11 protein-coding genes are annotated in these 16890 nt (G+C 63.6%); 6 read left to right on the top strand and 5 right to left on the bottom strand.

Annotated elements, in window-relative coordinates; translation table 11 throughout:
• Positions 1-254 precede the first annotated feature (254 nt).
• Positions 255-1841: a phosphoenolpyruvate carboxykinase (ATP) gene (gene pckA / locus GJE22_RS02795; protein ID WP_144687717.1), complete on the bottom strand. Its 1587-nt coding sequence runs from the start codon at positions 1839-1841 to the stop codon at positions 255-257.
• Between the two features lie 171 nt (positions 1842-2012).
• On the opposite strand from pckA, the gene GJE22_RS02790 reads away from it, so the two are divergent.
• Positions 2013-3476, top strand: coding sequence for a lipopolysaccharide biosynthesis protein (locus GJE22_RS02790; protein WP_235895757.1), 1464 nt, complete (start codon positions 2013-2015; stop codon positions 3474-3476).
• Positions 3477-3548: 72 nt separating this feature from the next.
• Here GJE22_RS02790 and GJE22_RS02785 read toward each other — a convergent pair whose 3' ends face one another.
• Positions 3549-4388: a metallophosphoesterase family protein gene (locus GJE22_RS02785; protein WP_144687715.1), complete on the bottom strand. Its 840-nt coding sequence runs from the start codon at positions 4386-4388 to the stop codon at positions 3549-3551.
• A gap of 322 nt (positions 4389-4710) precedes the next feature.
• Between GJE22_RS02785 and serC the strand changes: the two genes are divergently transcribed.
• From serC to GJE22_RS02770, 3 genes are all read left to right on the top strand, one after another.
• Complete coding sequence (gene serC, locus GJE22_RS02780; protein WP_144687714.1) at positions 4711-5811, top strand: 3-phosphoserine/phosphohydroxythreonine transaminase; 1101 nt, start codon at positions 4711-4713, stop codon at positions 5809-5811.
• Positions 5812-6063: 252 nt separating this feature from the next.
• The gene (locus GJE22_RS02775; RefSeq protein ID WP_144687713.1) at positions 6064-7227 is read left to right on the top strand and encodes a phosphoglycerate dehydrogenase; all 1164 of its coding nucleotides are present in this window, start codon (positions 6064-6066) and stop codon (positions 7225-7227) included.
• Positions 7228-7465: 238 nt separating this feature from the next.
• The gene (locus GJE22_RS02770; RefSeq protein ID WP_144687712.1) at positions 7466-8719 is read left to right on the top strand and encodes a DUF1015 domain-containing protein; all 1254 of its coding nucleotides are present in this window, start codon (positions 7466-7468) and stop codon (positions 8717-8719) included.
• 152 nt (positions 8720-8871) lie between these two features.
• On the opposite strand, the gene GJE22_RS02765 is transcribed toward GJE22_RS02770, so the two are convergent.
• Positions 8872-9891 (bottom strand): putative manganese transporter, encoded by a 1020-nt coding sequence (locus GJE22_RS02765; protein ID WP_144687711.1) that lies wholly within the window; start codon positions 9889-9891, stop codon positions 8872-8874.
• A gap of 213 nt (positions 9892-10104) precedes the next feature.
• Between GJE22_RS02765 and GJE22_RS02760 the strand changes: the two genes are divergently transcribed.
• A complete protein-coding gene (locus GJE22_RS02760; RefSeq protein WP_144687710.1) occupies positions 10105-11076 on the top strand; it encodes a 3'-5' exonuclease in 972 nt (323 codons plus the stop codon).
• A 228-nt stretch (positions 11077-11304) separates the two neighbouring features.
• Here the strand turns inward: GJE22_RS02760 and GJE22_RS02755 are convergent, their stop codons facing one another.
• Both GJE22_RS02755 and GJE22_RS02750 read right to left on the bottom strand, forming a co-directional pair.
• Positions 11305-14790 (bottom strand): ABC transporter permease, encoded by a 3486-nt coding sequence (locus GJE22_RS02755; protein WP_144687709.1) that lies wholly within the window; start codon positions 14788-14790, stop codon positions 11305-11307.
• 9 nt (positions 14791-14799) lie between these two features.
• A complete protein-coding gene (locus GJE22_RS02750) occupies positions 14800-15501 on the bottom strand; it encodes an ABC transporter ATP-binding protein (protein WP_144687708.1) in 702 nt (233 codons plus the stop codon).
• 353 nt (positions 15502-15854) lie between these two features.
• On the opposite strand from GJE22_RS02750, the gene GJE22_RS02745 reads away from it, so the two are divergent.
• The gene (locus tag GJE22_RS02745) at positions 15855-16478 is read left to right on the top strand and encodes a TetR/AcrR family transcriptional regulator (RefSeq protein WP_087186101.1); all 624 of its coding nucleotides are present in this window, start codon (positions 15855-15857) and stop codon (positions 16476-16478) included.
• The last annotated feature ends 412 nt before the right edge of the window (positions 16479-16890 follow it).

The following is a 16890-nucleotide window of genomic DNA, read 5'->3' as shown; positions in this document are numbered from 1 at the left end:
CGCCGACCACCTTCTTTGCCCTACGGTGTCGGCACGCACGCGCTCGCGATGCCCCATCCGGGGATGGGGCGGTATGTCGCGACCATGATACCGCAACAGACCTGATAGAAGTGATATAAGTCGCCGGCTCTGCATCATCATCGCGGATTAAGCCGGCTTCAGCGAACGACGCCCTGGCGAGACAGATTGCCGATGCAAAATTCCCTCTGTCCTGATTTTGCATGCCCGCCAGGGCGCCGCGCGGCGTCAACTCGCTAGCGGACGCGCGTCATGCTCTTAAGGTCGACGCCCGGATAGCGCTTCTCGAAGTTCTCCTTGAACTTGGACGCGAGCTCGGCCGCAGCCCTATCGTAGGCAGCGGGGTCGTCCCAGGTGCCGCGCGGGTCGAGCAGCTCGCGGGGCACGCCCGGGCACTCGTTGGGCACCTCGACATCGAACACGTCGTTGTGCTTGTAGCCAGCGATATCCAGCGAGCCGTCCTGAGCAGCCTTGACGAGCGCGCGGGTATGGTAGAGCGCGATGCGGTGACCGACGCCGTACGGGCCGCCCGTCCAGCCGGTGTTCACCAAGTAGACGCGCGTATCGTTCTGCGTGATCTTCTCGCCCAGCAAATAGGCATAGACCATGTGGTCGAGCGGCATGAACGGCTCGCCAAAAAGCGCGGAGAACGTGGGCTGCGGCTCCTTGACGCCGAGCTCCGTTCCCGCAACCTTGGCGGTGTAGCCCGTAAGGAAGTGGAACATCGCCTGTTCGCGGCTCAAGCGCGAGATGGGCGGCAGCACGCCGTAGGCATCGGCCGTGAGGAAGAGCACGACGCTCGGCACCTCGCCCGTCCCGGACTCCACCACGCGCTCGATGTGCGTGAGCGGGTAGGCGGCGCGGCCGTTCTCGGTGATGGAGCTATCGGAGTAGATGGGCGCACGGCTCTTGCGGTCGAGCTTGACGTTCTCGGACACGCTGCCGAAGCGAATGGCATCGAAGATATCTGGCTCGCGCTCGCGCGTGAGGTCGATGGTCTTGGCGTAGCAGCCGCCCTCGATGTTGAAGACGCCACGGGGGCTCCAGCCGTGCTCGTCGTCGCCGATCAAGAGGCGCGCCGGATCGGCCGAGAGCGTGGTCTTGCCGGTACCCGAGAGACCGAACAGGATGCAGGTCTTGCCGGTGTCGGGATCGACGTTGGCAGAGCAATGCATGGGGAGCACGCCGTCCTCGATGGGCAGGAGGTAGTTCATCATCGTGAAAACGGCCTTCTTGATCTCGCCGCAGTAGCCGGTACCGGCGACGATGATCTGCTTCCCGTTCATATCGAGCATCACCGCAGCGGGCTCGACGCCATCGCGGTCGCGCGAGCACACGTACGTGGGCGCCGCGAGCACCATGATGTCCGGACGGCCGAAGACCTCAAGCTCATCCTTGGAAGGACGGACGAGCATGTTCTGGATGAAGAGCGCCTGGTGCGCGCGCTCGCATACGACCATGACCTTGCGCGCGTACTGGCGGTCGGCGCCCGCATAGCCGCGGACCACGAACAGGTGGCGACGCTGCGACATGTAGCGCACCACGTTCTTGCGAACGCGCTTATAGGTGGCCTCGTCGATGGGCTTGTTGGTCTTGCTGTTCCAGTTCACCTGCTCGTCGGCCTCACCGGCGTCGACGATGTAACGGTTCTCGGGGCTGCGGCCGGTAAAGGCGCCCGTCGACACGGAGAGCGAACCGGTCGAGGTGAGGTATGCCTCATGGTGCGACACGGAGTGCTCGATGAGCTTCGCGGGGCTCCAGTCCACATGGACGCGATCGAAATCGCAGTTGATTCCGTTTTCCAGCAATATCGTCTCGATCATTCGCAGTACCTTTCTAGCCCTTGGCGCGTACTCCGAGCGATCAAGTAGCCGCGCCGTCCGTAACAACTGTGTACATCGCTCAACTACACTGGTAACTGATTATAATTGACGTTCACGCGTTGTCGCACCACGACACCGTGAACGGTCATGACCCCGATGAAGAGGAACACCGTGTCCTTGAATCCCCTCGATACCCTCCGCCTCAAGCTCGCCGAGCGTCGCGGCACGCCGGCCGCGAGCCCCTCCCGCGCCGCGCGCGCCAACGCGGGCCACCCCGCCGCGCGGCGCCGCCGCCAGCCCTACCTCGCCCGCCTTGTCAACCAATGGTGGACGCGCCTGCTCCAGTCGGTATACAAGGGCTCCCTCAGCGAGCAGGAAGAGGAATACGAATCGCACAGCGCCTCGCGCGACTACGTGTGGAACACCATCGGAACCACCGTATGGGGCATGTCGCTTCCCATCCTCTCGATCATCGCCACCCAGCTCGCCGGCACCGAGCAGGCGGGCATGTTCTCGCTCGCGTTCTCCACGGGCATGCTGCTCATGTACGCCGCCAACTACGGCGTGCGCAACTTCCAGGTTTCGGACATCGACGAGACGCATGCCTTCACCTCGTACCAGATCAACCGCTGGAGCTCCGCTGCGGCCGCGCTCGTGCTCGGCATCCTCTACTGCACCGTGCGCGACTACCAGCCCTACATGGCAACCATCTGCGCCGGCGTGTACCTCTTCAAGCTCGTCGACGGCATCGCCGACGTTTACGAGGGGCGGTTGCAGCAGGCAGACAAGCTCTACCTCGCCGGCATCTCGCAGACGCTCCGATCGGGCGCGGTGTTTCTCATCTTCACGCTCTTTTTGCTCGTGACGCACAACATCGCCGTGGCATCCGTCGCCATGGGCGTCGCCGCGGTGGCATCGCTCGTGCTTGTCACGATTCCGCTCGCGCTGCTCGAGACTGAGAAGTCGCGCCGCTGGCGCATGGAGGAGGTCGTCGACCTCTTCCGCCAGTGCTTCCCGCTCTTTGCGGCGCTCTTCCTCTTCAACCTCATCGAGACCATGCCGAAGCTCGTGATGGAGGGGTCGCTCCCCTACGAGAACCAGATCTACTTCAATGCGCTGTACTTCCCGTCGCAAAGCATCCAGATCATCATCGGCTTCATCTATAAGCCCCAGCTCGTACGCTTGGCCAACATCTGGTCCAACCCGCGCAAGCGCCGCCGGTTCGACCTCATCATCCTCGCGATGGTGGCCGTTATCGTTGGCGTAACCGCGGCGGTGGGCATCCTCATGGCGACGGTCGGCATACCGTTCACGAGCTTCATGTACGGCGTTGACTTCGAGCAGTTCCGCTTCCTCTGCTACCTCATGGTCATCGCGGGCGGCGTCATCGCGGCGATTGACTTCCTGTACGCCATCGTGACGGTGCTTCGTCGCCAAGGCTCCGTGATGCGCCTCTACCTGCTCGCGTTCGTGGCGGTCACGGCGCTCTCGCTCGTGCTCGTGAACCTCATCGGGCTCACGGGCGCCGTGGTGAGCTATCTGGCGTCGATGGCCTTCCTGCTCGTGCTGCTCGTCCTGGAATACCTCAACATTCGCCGCGCCATCCGCAAGGAGCGGAACCCGTTCTCGTCATAGCGGCCGGATGCGCGCAAGTGAGACAGTTTCACCCGGCACAACTGTCTCAGTCGCAGCGGCGCATAGCCGTCCCTATTCTCCCTCGTTGATGGTGCCGTACCAAGCAGCTCCGTCATCAAGGCGCACAAGCCCCACGCGCCCCCTCGGCGCGCCAGCCGCCGCGGAGCAATCGATATCGATGCGGTCGGCAACGCCGCCCGTCGCATCGCATGCCCCCACGGGGACCACGATGCCGCGGCCATCCTCGTTAACGCCTTCGTTTGCCATGCGGTCCGCGTAGCGCGAAAGCACGACCGACGGAGTATGGCCCACCACCACGACGGGGCCGGTACCATCCTTGCCCACGAATCCGGTCGGTTGGCCCCAAAACTCCTTGCGCGTCCACAACAGGGTTTCCGGCAGCTGGCGCGACATCATATCGAGCAGCTGCTCTTCGCTGGCCTCCGCCGCACCGCGCCCTTCGCTCGTGTCTACGCCCGCCATCGCCAGGTACCCGCGCGCCTCCATCGCATCGATGCCCGCATGTGTGAGGATGTAGCGTCGGCTCTCGGTCTCTGCCACGGCGAACAGCGGCAACCCGCGCATCCAATCGATGAGCTCGGCGTATTCATCGCGATCGAGCACGTCGAGGCCGGTCGCCGTGGCGAACCCGCCGTTGAGCGCCCAGGTGAAGCTATCCATCTCCCCCGTGTCGAGCAGCACGTCGAGCAGCATGCTCTCGTGATTTCCCATGAGAACGTGGACATTCGGAAGCGACCGCACGCGGCGAATCACGTCGACGGGCGCGGGCCCGCGATCGACCATGTCACCAAGGACGTAGACCTTGTCGTCATCGCCCGGGGACGCAAGATCGAGCACCTCTTCGAGGGCACGGACATGTCCGTGGATGTCCGACATTACATAAATCGCCATGGCGTCTCCTCCGTGCATCGAACGCGAGCCATGCGCGCTCGTGCCTGTATTGTACCCGCTCCGCCACCCGTTCCGCACGGCATCGTTCACGACCCGATTGGGTTCTCCCGCAGGCCTTCGCTGCCGAGGCCCCGGCCTTGTCCGCGCGCCGTCGCCGCCGGCGCCCCATCCTTGCTCATCGCGCGACGTCGCCGCCTGTGCCCCTCGAGATGCTCGAAATCTCGAGTGTTTCACTGGGATTAACTGAGCGACGGTCGCGTTGCGCCGTGGGGCATATGGTAGAGTTACGAGACTCCGATATTGCATAGACAAGGGGGTTTCGGTGCCACGCGTGCATAACTTCTCCGCCGGTCCTGCTGCGCTCCCAGAAAGCGTGCTCCAAGAGGCCCAGGCCGAACTGCTCGATTACCGTGGATGCGGCATGTCCATCCTGGAGATGAGCCATCGCTCCCACGCGTTCTCCGAAGTCATCCAAGACGCCGAGAACACGCTGCGCCGGCTCGTCGGCATCCCAAGCAACTATCATGTGCTGTTCCTTCAGGGCGGCGCTACGCTGCAGTTTGCCGGTGTCCCCATGAACCTCATGCGCACGGGCCGGGCGGGCTATATCGTCTCCGGAAACTTCGCCCGGCTCGCATGGCAGGAAGCGCGAAAGTACGGTGAGGCCGAGGTGCTTTCCTCGAGTGAAGACACCGGCTTCGATCGCATCCCCGACCTTGCGCCCGTCGCGGAGCGGGCGGCAGTAGGAGACCTCGACTACGTCTATATCTGCCAGAACAACACGATCTTCGGCACGATGTTCTCCACGCTCCCCGACTGCGGCGCCACCCCGCTCGTCGCAGACGTGTCGAGCTGCTTCCTTTCCATGCCGCTCGACGTCGAGCGCTATGGGCTCATCTATGCCGGTGCGCAAAAGAACGCTGGCCCCGCGGGCGTGACCGTCGTTATCGTCCGCGACGACCTGCTGGGCGAGGGCCCGGCGCTCGCATGCTGCCCCTCGTACATGAGCTACCGCACGCAGGCGGACAAGGACTCGATGATGAACACGCCGAACACGTTCGGAATCTACCTGTGCGGCAAGGTGTTCCGTTGGGTCGAGAACGAAGGCGGGCTCGCCGCCATGGAAAAGCGCAACCGCCAGAAAGCGAAGACGCTCTACGACCTGCTCGACCGCAGCGAGATCTTCGTGCCCACGGCGCAGCCGGAATCTCGCTCCATCAGCAACGTCACCTTCCGTTGCGCCACGCCGGAACTGGACGAGGCGTTTATCTCCGGTGCTCGCGAGCGCGGCATCGAGGGCATCAAGGGACACCGCCTCGTAGGCGGCATGCGTGCGAGCATCTATAACGCTGTATCCCAAGCATCCGTCGATGCACTCGCAGCCTACATGCAAGAGTTCGAGGAGAGCCGTCGATCTAACTAGGCTAGCAGCCCGCTCCAAGCCAGCTGCTAGCCTCTTGGCCTGCAGTCCCAACCCACATGGGTCGCAGGTTTCTGCACGAGCCAAACATATAGCCCGTGCACCCCTTTACCGTAGTGATTCGTTCCCTGGCGCGCAGGGTTCTTGATGTGTTCCCCGCGCGAGTTCCGCACGAGCCAGAGGCGCCAGTGGCGCCTCTGAGCGAGCAGGACTGCTCGAGCGCGGGGAACACATCAAGAACCCGATGGGAGCACCATGCGTAACATCAAAATCATCGATGACATCACCAAAGACGGCCAGGTCACCTTCGGCGACGGCTATGCCTTTGTCGAGGACACGGCCGAAGCCGACGCCATCCTCATGCGGTCGACCGACCTCCACGGATACGACCTGCCCGCGAGCATCCGAGCCATCGCGCGCTGCGGAGCCGGTGTGAACAACATCCCTGTCGACGATTACGCGAAGCGCGGCGTCGTGGTCTTCAACTCTCCGGGCGCTAACGCGAACGCTGTCAAGGAGATCGTGCTCTGCATGATGGTCCTCTCGAGCCGTGGCGTCGTGCAATCGATGGATTGGGTGCGCCAGAACGCAGACGACCCCGATATCCTCACCCACGCCGAGCATGTCAAGAAGGCCTTCGTGGGACGCGAGCTCAAGGGCAAGCGCGTGGGCGTGATCGGTCTGGGCAACGTGGGCTCCAAGGTTGCCAACGCCTGCGTCTACCTGGGCATGGATGTGTATGGCTACGACCCCTTCATCTCCGTCGAGCACGCCTGGGAGCTCAGCCGCGACGTACAGCGCGTGGGCACCCTCGAAGACCTTTGCCGCGGTTGCGACTACCTGACCCTCCACGTGCCCAGCAAGGCGGACACCGTGGGCATGATCGGCACCGACCAGCTTGCGCTCCTCGCTCCCGGCGCGGTGCTCATCAACTTCGCGCGCGAGACCATCGTTGACGAGGATGCCGTCGACGCCGCCCTCCATGAGGGCAGGCTCTCGTGGTTCGCGACGGATTTCGCCACGCCCAAGACCGTGCTCATGCCCAACACCTTCATCACCACACACTCGGGCGCCGGCACCGAGGAAGCCGAGGCCAACTGCGCCGATATGGCCATCTCGGAACTGAAGGACTATTTGGAGAACGGCAATATCGCGCACTCCGTGAACTATCCGAGCTGCTCCATGGGCAAGGCGCGCGCCGCGAGCCGCATTGCCTGCCTGCACGCGAACGTGCCCAACATGATCGGCCAGATCACGGCAATCCTAGCCAAGGACAACGCCAACGTGCAGCGCATGGTCAACGAAAGCGCCGGCGAGAATGCCTACACGATGTTCGACACCGACGAGCATCTCGAGAGCTCGACCATCGATGCCCTCAAGCGCATCTCGTCGATGTACCGCGTCCGCGTTATCAAATAGCTGGATATCCCTTGCCCGCATCGAATACAGCGCCGTAAGCCGCCCTCTTCGAGAGAAGGGCCGTTGGGTTCCGGGGGCAGCGCCCGCGCTCCCGGAACGTCCGTGCACCGGCTGCGGCAAGCACCCAATAGCGAACGAACTGTTCCAAGCGCCGCATCAACCATGTCAGCAGAGCGCCTACATCCGTCACGGTACAATAGAGCGGCTATCGTTTCCGCATGATTTGAAAGGGCCTACCATGAAGGTCTTACCGTTTCCCTGCACGCGACCGGCCCCGGAGGTTGCAGCCGAAGTTGCCGCCCCACCATACGATGTCTTTGACCGCGACGAGGCAGCGGCCTACGTGCAGGAGCGGCCGCTCTCGTTCGTAAACATCGATCGGCCCGAGACGCAGTTTCCCCCAAGCCAAGACATGTATGCACCCGAGGTCTATGCGCGCGCGGCGGAGCTTTTGCGCGAACGTATCGCCGACGGCACCTATCTCTATGATGCGGCGCCCTGCTACTACCTCTACGAGCTGAAGCGCGCGGGTCGCGCGCAGACGGGCATCGTAGGTGTATGCTCCGTCGCCGACTACGAGGAGGGTCGCATCAAGCGCCATGAGCTCACCCGGCCAGACAAAGAGCAGGACCGCGTCGACCACATCGAGGCGCTCGGCTACCAAACCGGCCCCATCTTCCTCGCCTACCGAGACGAGCCGGTGCTTCAGTTCATCTTAGACGCCGTGAAAACCGGCAAGCCCTTGTACCACTTCACCGACGAGGAGGGCATCGAGCAGACTGTCTGGCGCGTCCATCGGCCCGAGAGCATCGAAGCCATTCATGCCATGCTCGAGCGTATGCCGAGTCTCTATATCGCAGACGGCCATCATAGGACCGCTTCGGCCGTCCGCGCCGCCCACGGCCTGCGCAGCAAGGCCCAGGCAGAGGGCAGCTACACTGGCAAGGAGCCCTTCAACTACTTCCTCTCGGTACTGTTCCCCGCAAGCCAGCTCACCATCCTCCCCTACAACCGTGTAGTCGCCGACCGCGCGGGGCTCTCGCCAGCCGAGCTCATCGAGCGGGTGCAGGCAGCAGGCTTTCAGGTCGAAGAGCATAACGGCCCCGTCGAACCCGAGCAGCCAACCGTTTTCGGCTTGTTCAGCGCTGGACGCTGGTGGAAGCTCTCCTGCTCGCCCGAGCTCTTGGCAGAGGCGCAAAGCGCGGGGCCTGTTGCGGCGCTCGACGCCTCCATCCTCCAAGAGCATCTTCTTGGGCCGATCCTGGGCATTGGGGATCCACGGCTCGACGAGCGCATCGCGTTCGTAGGCGGCATACGCGGGACGGCGGAGCTCGAAGAGCGAGCAGGCTCCCTCGGCGTAGCCTTCACCCTGCATGCAACAAGCATGGACCAGCTCATGGCGGTAGCCGATGCCGGGCTTCTTATGCCGCCGAAATCAACTTGGTTCGAGCCGAAGCTCAGAAGCGGCCTGTTCTTGCATCGCATCGCTTAAGAAAACGCCATCCGCACCTCGCGTGATGCGTGGGGCCGGCCCGCCTCTTGCTCAAGCCCACCGGCGCCAGCCATTCCGCCCGTATCTCGGCTTTCCTCTCGCGTCAGTCACCACGCCCGCGCCGGCTTCCACAGCCGCGCCGACCTTCCAGCCTACATTCCCATACCGGTGAGCACGATGCCGCACAGGACGCCCACCACGTACAGCGCAACAAGGATGACCACGTTCTCTCGCAGGCTCCGATTGGTGCGGAAGAGCACCAGGAAGCCGGCGCCGGCTCCTACGAGGGTGCCCGCGAGCATAGCCCCAAACGAGAGCACTCCCTCGAGGTAAAGCTGGGTGATAACCACGCTGGCCGCGCAATTTGGGATGAGCCCCACGAGGGCGGAGGCGAAGACCGCGAGCACGCGGTTTCCGCTCAGAAACGCCTCGAGCGCCGGCTCCCCCACCGTTTCGAGCACCGCCACGAGAGCCATGGTGACGAGGAAGATGAACACGGTCACCTGTACGGTATGCGAAAGGGCGCTGCGGACGACCGGCCAGGCCCCGCCGTGGTGGTCGTGGCCGTGATCATGACCCGAAGACTCCGCCTCATGATCGTCGTCGCAACCGCAGTGGTCGCGCTCGCACAGGCGATGGATATGGTCTGCACCCTCCCCCGCCTCCGCGAGCTCGTCGATCACATCCTGCTCGACCGCGGGATCGCTCGCCACGGCAGCAGGCCCCAGCACACCGCGGCGCATGGCGGCATGGGCCCGCGCATTGCGACGAAGCGCGCGCAGCGCGGCGTCGACGGCGAGGCCGACCACCGCGGCAACCGCCGCCTTCGCCAGAAGCACCTGCGCCAGAAGGCCCGCATCCACGCGCTCGGCCACGAGCAGGGGCAGCATCTCGTCGGAAGTCGAGAGGAACACTGCCACAAGCGTGCCCAGCGTGATGACGCGCCCCGCATAGAGTGTCGCCCCCATGGCGGAGAAGCCGCACTGCGGCACGATGCCGAGAAGCGCGCCCACCACGGGCCCCGCCGCACCAGCGCGCTTGACGACGCCATTCACCCGATCGCCCGCTGCGTGCTCCAGGAGCTCGAGCGCCAAATAGGTAATGAGCAAGAACGGCACGATGGGGAGCGTATCCTCCAGCGCGTGCGTCACGATATGTTCAAACAATTCCATCGGGAGCGTTCCCCTAACGTAAAGCGTGGCCGTCGTACGCAAAGCATAATCGTCGCGCGCACGGCGCGGCTACCTAGCGAAAAGCGTAGTTGTGAAAGGTTCATACCCTTCGCGCCGGCGCCATAGCGCGCCGAACAAGTTGAGTTATTGTACCCATGCAAGTTTCATAGAGCAAACATAGATGCTTTGATAGATCAGGGAAGGACGGCCCTCTTGAATACCCAGCAGGCACTTGATTACGCATACGCGTTTTATATCCCCGAGTTCATCTTCGGTGGCGGCTACGAGGTCATGGAGGCGGAACGCCAGAAGGGCGAGGAGGCGCTGAAGGCGCTCGTCGCCGCCTGGAATGAAGGCCAGGACACCTCGTTCGGCTTCGACGTGGTGCGCGAGCTCGGCGATCGCAACCGAGCGCTCTGCGATGCCATCGGCGAGTCGCGCCTCCGCAACACCGCGAGCAGCGTGCTCGCGCGCAGCCTCTCCGACCGCGACATCTGCCAAGGCATCGCAACGATGCAGGGCCGCACGCTCGCCTCGGTCGAGCGCGAGGTGCGCGGTGACCGCAACGCACTCGGCGTCGCCTATGTGCGCGAGAAGGTAAGCGGCACCGTGCTGGGCATCGACATAGAGACCACGGGCACCGCACCCGAGCGCGGCTACATCATCAACGTCGGCTGGGAGCTTATGGACCTCACGAGCACCGCGGTGCCGCGCGACGGCGAAGCGCACTTCTTCGGCCTGCCCGAGAACCCCTACAAGGAAACCGGCGTCCCGCTCGAGAACATCCACCACATCAGCTGGTCGGACATCGAGGGCAAGCCGCTCTTCCGCGAAGACCGCGAGTTGCAGGCACGGCTCCTCGACCTTATGACGAGCCACCCCATCATGGCCCACAACGCCGCTTTTGAGGACTCCTGGTTCATGATGCACCTCGAGGGCTATGCCGAGGCGCGACGCGAGGGCAAGATCGTGGTCATCGACTCGCGCGACATCTGCCGCCGCCTCGACGGTGAAGTTGCCTCGCTGCCGCGTGAATCCGCTCCCGCCGCCCTTGAGAACTGGGCGCGCCGCCGTGGGACCCTTGCGGAAAACGAAGCCGAGCGCCATCAGGGCCTCGAGGATACCGATCTCATGCTTCGGACGGTGCAGGCAGAATTCAACCGAAAGTCAATGTTCGCAGCGTAAGGCCTCGCTCCCCCTGGGCGTCCCTCTGCGCACGCGGCGGCCCTTACCCCCTCGCTGGTCCTCGCAGTTCGGCATGGTCGAACTGCTGCGGAAGCACTCAGGGCAAGGGCCGCCGCGTGCGCAGAGGGATGCCATGCGCTTAGGCCTTACAGGGCTGTCGGCGAGAGGGGATGCGGGTTACGGACGCTGCCCGTCCCCTCGATCCCTGACAGAAGCGTGCACCTTGCCTTAGTCCACGCTCTTGAGCGCTTCCAGCATGTCGACGTTTCTGAGCCTTCGGTTTACCACGAAGTACATCACGATCACCACGGCTGCCACCACGAGCACCGGCATCGTGAAGGCAAGCGCGCCGCATGCGGGGTTGAACATAAGCTCCTCCGGTGGCACCGCGCGAATGATATAGAGCTGCAGGATGCGCCCCGCGCCCCAGCCCACCGGCACGCCGATCAACGAGAGCAGGATGGTCTCGCGATAGATGTACATCGTCACCTCCCGTTCGTAGAACCCGAGCACCTTGATGGTCGAAAGCTCGCGGATGCGCTCGCTCACGTTGATGGTCACCAGGTTGTAGACGATCACCACCGCGAGCATCGCCGCGACGACGATGAGCACCCCCATGATCATGTTGAGCGATCGCACGATGGTGTTCACCTGGTTGATATACATCGTGTTCTGCACCACGCCCGCCACACCGTCGAGCCCCATGAAGCGGGCCGCCATGGTCTGCGTGTTCGAGAGGCTGCCGTCGGCGAGCTTGGCCACGTAAGCGTTCGAATCGAATACCTGCCCGAATACCTGCTCATAGCAGCTCTCGCTCATGAACATGAAATGCATGACGTACATCTCGCAGATGCCCGAAACACGCACCTCGCGATCAACCCCATCGGCATCTTTGAAGGTAAGCGTATCGCCCACCTCGACACCCGTGAGGTCCGCCAGGCGCTCTGAGATCACGGCGCCGTCGGAGGGCAGGCTGAGCGGTTCGCCCGTCACGCGGTTCCTGAGGTCGATGTAATCCGAGAGGTCCATGCCGTCCTGCGCCACGAGCAGCGTGATGCTCTGCGTGTCGCCCTTGTCGCCCGCCTCTTTGGAGACGCTCTCGTAGCGGATGGGCGCATAGCTCGACACCTCATCCGATGCAAGGACCTCGCTGATCGCCGCCTGCTCCTCGTCCGACACGTGCGTGTCTTCAGCCACGATAAGGTCGTAGTCGATAAGCTCGCCGAACTGCCGGTCACCAATGCCACCCACGGAATGCTGCACGGAAAAGCCGGTGAAGAGGAGCGCCGCGGCACCGGCAACGCCTACGATGGTCATGAGCGCACGGCTCTTGTAGCGGAAGAGGTTACGCGCCGTGACCTTCTGCGTGAAGGAAAGGCGGCGCCACACCGGCCCCACGCGCTCGAGCAGTATCTTCGACCCCGCCGCAGGGGGCTTGGGCAACAGCAGCGCCGCAGGCTTCTCGCGCACTTCCCGCTTCGCCACGATGACAGCGGGAAGCACCGCGGCGATAAAGCAGAACGCGAACGCAAGCAGCGTCACCCCGGGGTAAACATGGAGCTCGATGATCGGCATGGTATAGGCGTGCGCGTACGCGGCCCACACGATGAGGGGCAGAAGCGTATGGCCGGCAAGCACGCCGATCACCGTGCCCGTGAGGCCCGCGACCGCACCGTAGAACGAGAACTTCTTGATGACATCGCGGTCGTCGTAGCCGAGCGCCTTGAGCGTGCCGGCGTTGATGCGCTCTTCGTCGACCATGCGCGTCATGGTGGTGAAGGTCACGAGCGCGGCCACGAAGTAGAGGAAGTACGGGAAGATGCGAGCGATGGCATCGACGATCTCGGATATGGTCGCGTAGACGGTATAGCCCTCTGAACCGGGGATCTCTCGGCGGTTATAGACGGTATACAGGGGCGAATCGATGCTGTCGCGCGCCTCGCGGGCGTCGGCAAGCTCCGCCTCGGCATCGGCGATCTCCTGCTCCGCCTCGGGAAGCTCCTCGTTGTACTGGGCAAGCCCGTCCTCGTAGGCCGCCTGATTCGCGGCAAGTTCCTCTCGCGCCGCGTCGATCTTTTCGGCAGCGGCATCATATTCGCCCGTCTTGGCGGCAAGCTCCTCCGCTCCGGCCTGCCATGCGGCGAGCCCGCTCTGGTAGGCGCCGAGGTTCTCGTTGTACGAAGCGACGCCCTGCTGGTACTCCGCGTATCCAGCCTCGTAGAACTGTTGCTTTTGGGCAAGCTGCCGGTCCGCTTCCGCAAGCTGCTCGGCAGCCGACGCAAGCTCCGCCCGTTTGCCGTCAAGCTCATCTTGCGCGGCATCGATCGCCTGGATGCAGGTGTAGTAGCCGCCATCGTCGCCGGCGGTTCCTTGGTCGGCGTCCACGTTCATGAATGCCTCATACGCCGCCTTGAGTTGCGTGAGCTGTGCTTCGAGCGCCGTCGTATCCTCGCCTGCCGCTCCCGCCTGCCCAATTGCGGCCTCAAGCTGGGCAATCCCCTGCTCGTACTGGGCCTTGCCCCCTTCGAGCTTCTTCCGCGCGGCATCGACCTGCTGCTGCGCGGCATCGGCTTCGGCCACGCCTTCGTCGTATTGCTGCTGCTTCTCTGCAAGCTCCCGCCGGCCGTCAGCCAGCTGCCGTGCTGCGACAGCAAGCTGCCGCTCGCTTGCATCAAGCCCGGCGCGGCCGGCATCCAGCTGTGCCTTTGCCGTCTCGAGCTGGCCCCATGTCGCATCGAGCGCGGCACGACCATCCGCGAGCTGAGCAGCGGCGTCCGCGAGCTCGCCCTCGTAGGATGCGATCAGCTCGCGAGCATCCGCAAGCTGGGCGGAGGCGTCCGCGAGCTCCGCCGCGGCGTCATCAAGCTGCGCACGCGCGTCGTCGACCTGCGCCTGTCCGTCGGCGATCTGCTCGTCAAACTGACCTTGCACCGCGGCAAGCCGGTGCGCTCCGCGGCCCTCGAGCAGCTCCTCGAGCTCCTCCTTATGCGCCGCGACCCTATCCAGATACTCCTGGCCATACGGGTCGAGGCCCTCGGTGTCGTCGAAACGCAAGCGCGCCACCATGTGATAGTCCACGTCGAATGCATCGTCGGCCACCACGGCAAAGCCGGCAAGATCGCCGGTGCCCGCCTGAGACTGGCCCATGTTGAGGTTCGAGACGATCTCCGACGAGTTCACCACGCCCACCACGGTGAAATCGTGCCGCACGAGCGCGTAATCGCCGCTTACGTCTTCCTCCTCAGTGAAAACGATGGTCGAACCTACCGGATGCTCGTCCGCTATGGTCGCGGAGATCGCGACCTCGTCTGCTTCCTCGGGAAGCCTGCCTTCGACCACCTCGTACTGCGAGATGCGCTCCGGCAACGAGCTCACGCGCACCGCATTATGCGTGTCTGCAACCGTCACGTCCTTCATGTAACCATATTCGACATCCGAGATGCCCGACGCCCGCTCGATCACGGCCTCATCGCTCTCATCGATGCCCAGACCGCCAATGATGGTAAGATCCGCCGCGTTGTATGTGTCGAAGTAATGCCTGCCCGTGATGCGCATATCCGGGCCCGCTACGTTGAGGCCCACGAGGGCGAAGGCACCAAGGGCCATGAGCAGCACGACCGACACGAAGCGCCCGCGTGATTTACCTACCGTGCGCTTGATGTCGCGCCAAAGCATGCGCTTGCCGCGCGGTGCCTTCCCATTCTTCCTGCTCATCCGCCCCACCTACCACTCGATATCAGCGATGGCCTGCGGCTGCTCGTTGAGCTCGACCGCCGTCACGCGCCCGTCGTGCATATGGATCACGCGGTCGGCAATGGGGGCAATCGCCGAGTTGTGCGTCACGATTACCGTCGTTGCCCCGCGCACCCTGCTCATATCCTGCAGAAGCTGCAAGATCTGCTTACCGGTGCGGTAATCGAGGGCTCCCGTCGGCTCGTCACACAGAAGAATCTTGGGGTTCTTCGCAACGGCACGAGCGATGGCCACGCGCTGCTGCTCACCTCCCGAGAGCTGCGCAGGAAAGTTGTTCATGCGCTTGCCCAGCCCCACCATCTCGAGCACCTCTGCGGTATCAAGGGCGTCGGGGACGATCTCGCTCGCCAGCTCGACATTCTCACGAGCCGTGAGGTTCTGCACCAAGTTGTAGAACTGGAAGACGAAGCCCACGTCCTCGCGCCGATAGCGTGTGAGCTCTCGAGCCGAATATCCGGCGATGTCGGTCCCGTCAATGGAGACACGTCCCTCATCGCAGGTGTCCATACCGCCCAAGATATTGAGCACGGTGGACTTGCCTGCGCCCGATGCGCCGAGCACGATAGCGAGCTCACCACGCTCGACGCTGAAGCTCACATGGTCGTTGGCGCAGATAACGCTGCCGCCCGCCCGATAGCGCTTGCACTCGTCCTGCACTTCAATGTAGGCCATCGTCTATGCCCTCTCCACTCTCTCCGCGAGACATGCCCGCGCTCCGCTCTCTCAATGCACCCGAGCGCCCCGGGCGCCCCGATGGGCATGCTGCTGCACCCCGATGTGTCAGCCGCTGAGCCCCGATTCGCCAGCCGACCCACCCCGATGGGCAAACCGCCCCGTCCCGATGCGCCAGCCGTTGCATTCGGGCGGGCAAACCGCCCCGTCCCGATGTGCCAGCCGTTGCATCCTGCACTCGGTGCGGAATAAAATAGACAACGTGTTGTTTTAAGTCCATCGACAGATATTCCTCATCTGTTGATTTAAGGACTATCTACACATGAAGAACACGCAGCGCTGAGAGGTCTGCCATGACGAACCGAGTCCGACGTACCACCACCGAACCCCGCATTCGGGCAGCACTTACCGAGCTTCTTGCGGAGCGAGAACTCGGGGCAATCTCTGTAAGCGATATCACGCGCCGAGCAGGCATCAACCGCGGCACCTTCTATGCGCATTATGTTGATAAGCATGACCTCGTGCAGCAGCTGATCGATGGTGTGCTCGACGACCTTGCAAACATCGTTCTCGGCGAGGACGACGAGGCGGCCGGGGAATCCGCGGAGACGGTCCTCGACACGGCCGATCCCATCCCATTCGAGCGCGTGCACGGCGCCCTCATCTACGTGCGCGACCACTACGTTCTCATAGCGGCGCTCACCGGCAACGGAACCGACCAGCGCATCTACGAACAAACAAAGAAACTTATCGGGGAGTTGGTCGAACGCAGCGCGCGCCGTCACGGCATCACGGTGGACTATGGCGACGTGCCCGAGGATTATGCACGCGAGATGATGCTCTCGGGCGTTGCCTCGGTAATCTGGCTCTGGCTCCGCCGCGGTTGCCCCGATGACCCACGCGATATCGCCACCATACTTTGGAAAGCGAAATCGCGTTCGCTCGAGGAATGCGCGCAGCGCCATGTAAGCAACTGATCGCAAGCCGCTTGCTACAATATCGCTAGGGAACAACAAGAGGTACGGGGGCACCTATGAACGACCGCACACCGCGGAGAGATGTGGAGCAGCATCCGCATATGCGACGGGCACCACGCGGCCAACATGGATCGCCTTTGATGCACAGCGAGACACACCCTGCGGCGCGGCCACGGCCCACCGGACGTCAACCACGCCGGGACCTCCGGAGCGATCAATCCGCTCACGGCTCTCGACAGCTCCCAAACGCCCATCCCGCCCGCCCGAGGGCGCCGAGGAACCAGCAGGTTCCTTCGCTGCAGCAGCCTGGGCATAGGAGGCAACAGCCCGAAGGCAGCCAGCGCCCCGGGTACAGGCAGCAGCCCGGGTACAGGCGGCAACAGCCCGGACGCAGGACGGCGACCGCACGGAG

This window comes from Enorma shizhengliae (assembly GCF_009676995.1).
Lineage (GTDB): Bacteria > Actinomycetota > Coriobacteriia > Coriobacteriales > Coriobacteriaceae > Enorma > Enorma massiliensis.
Note: the sequence above shows the minus strand (reverse complement) of the source record. Positions and strands in the feature narration are given on the sequence as shown.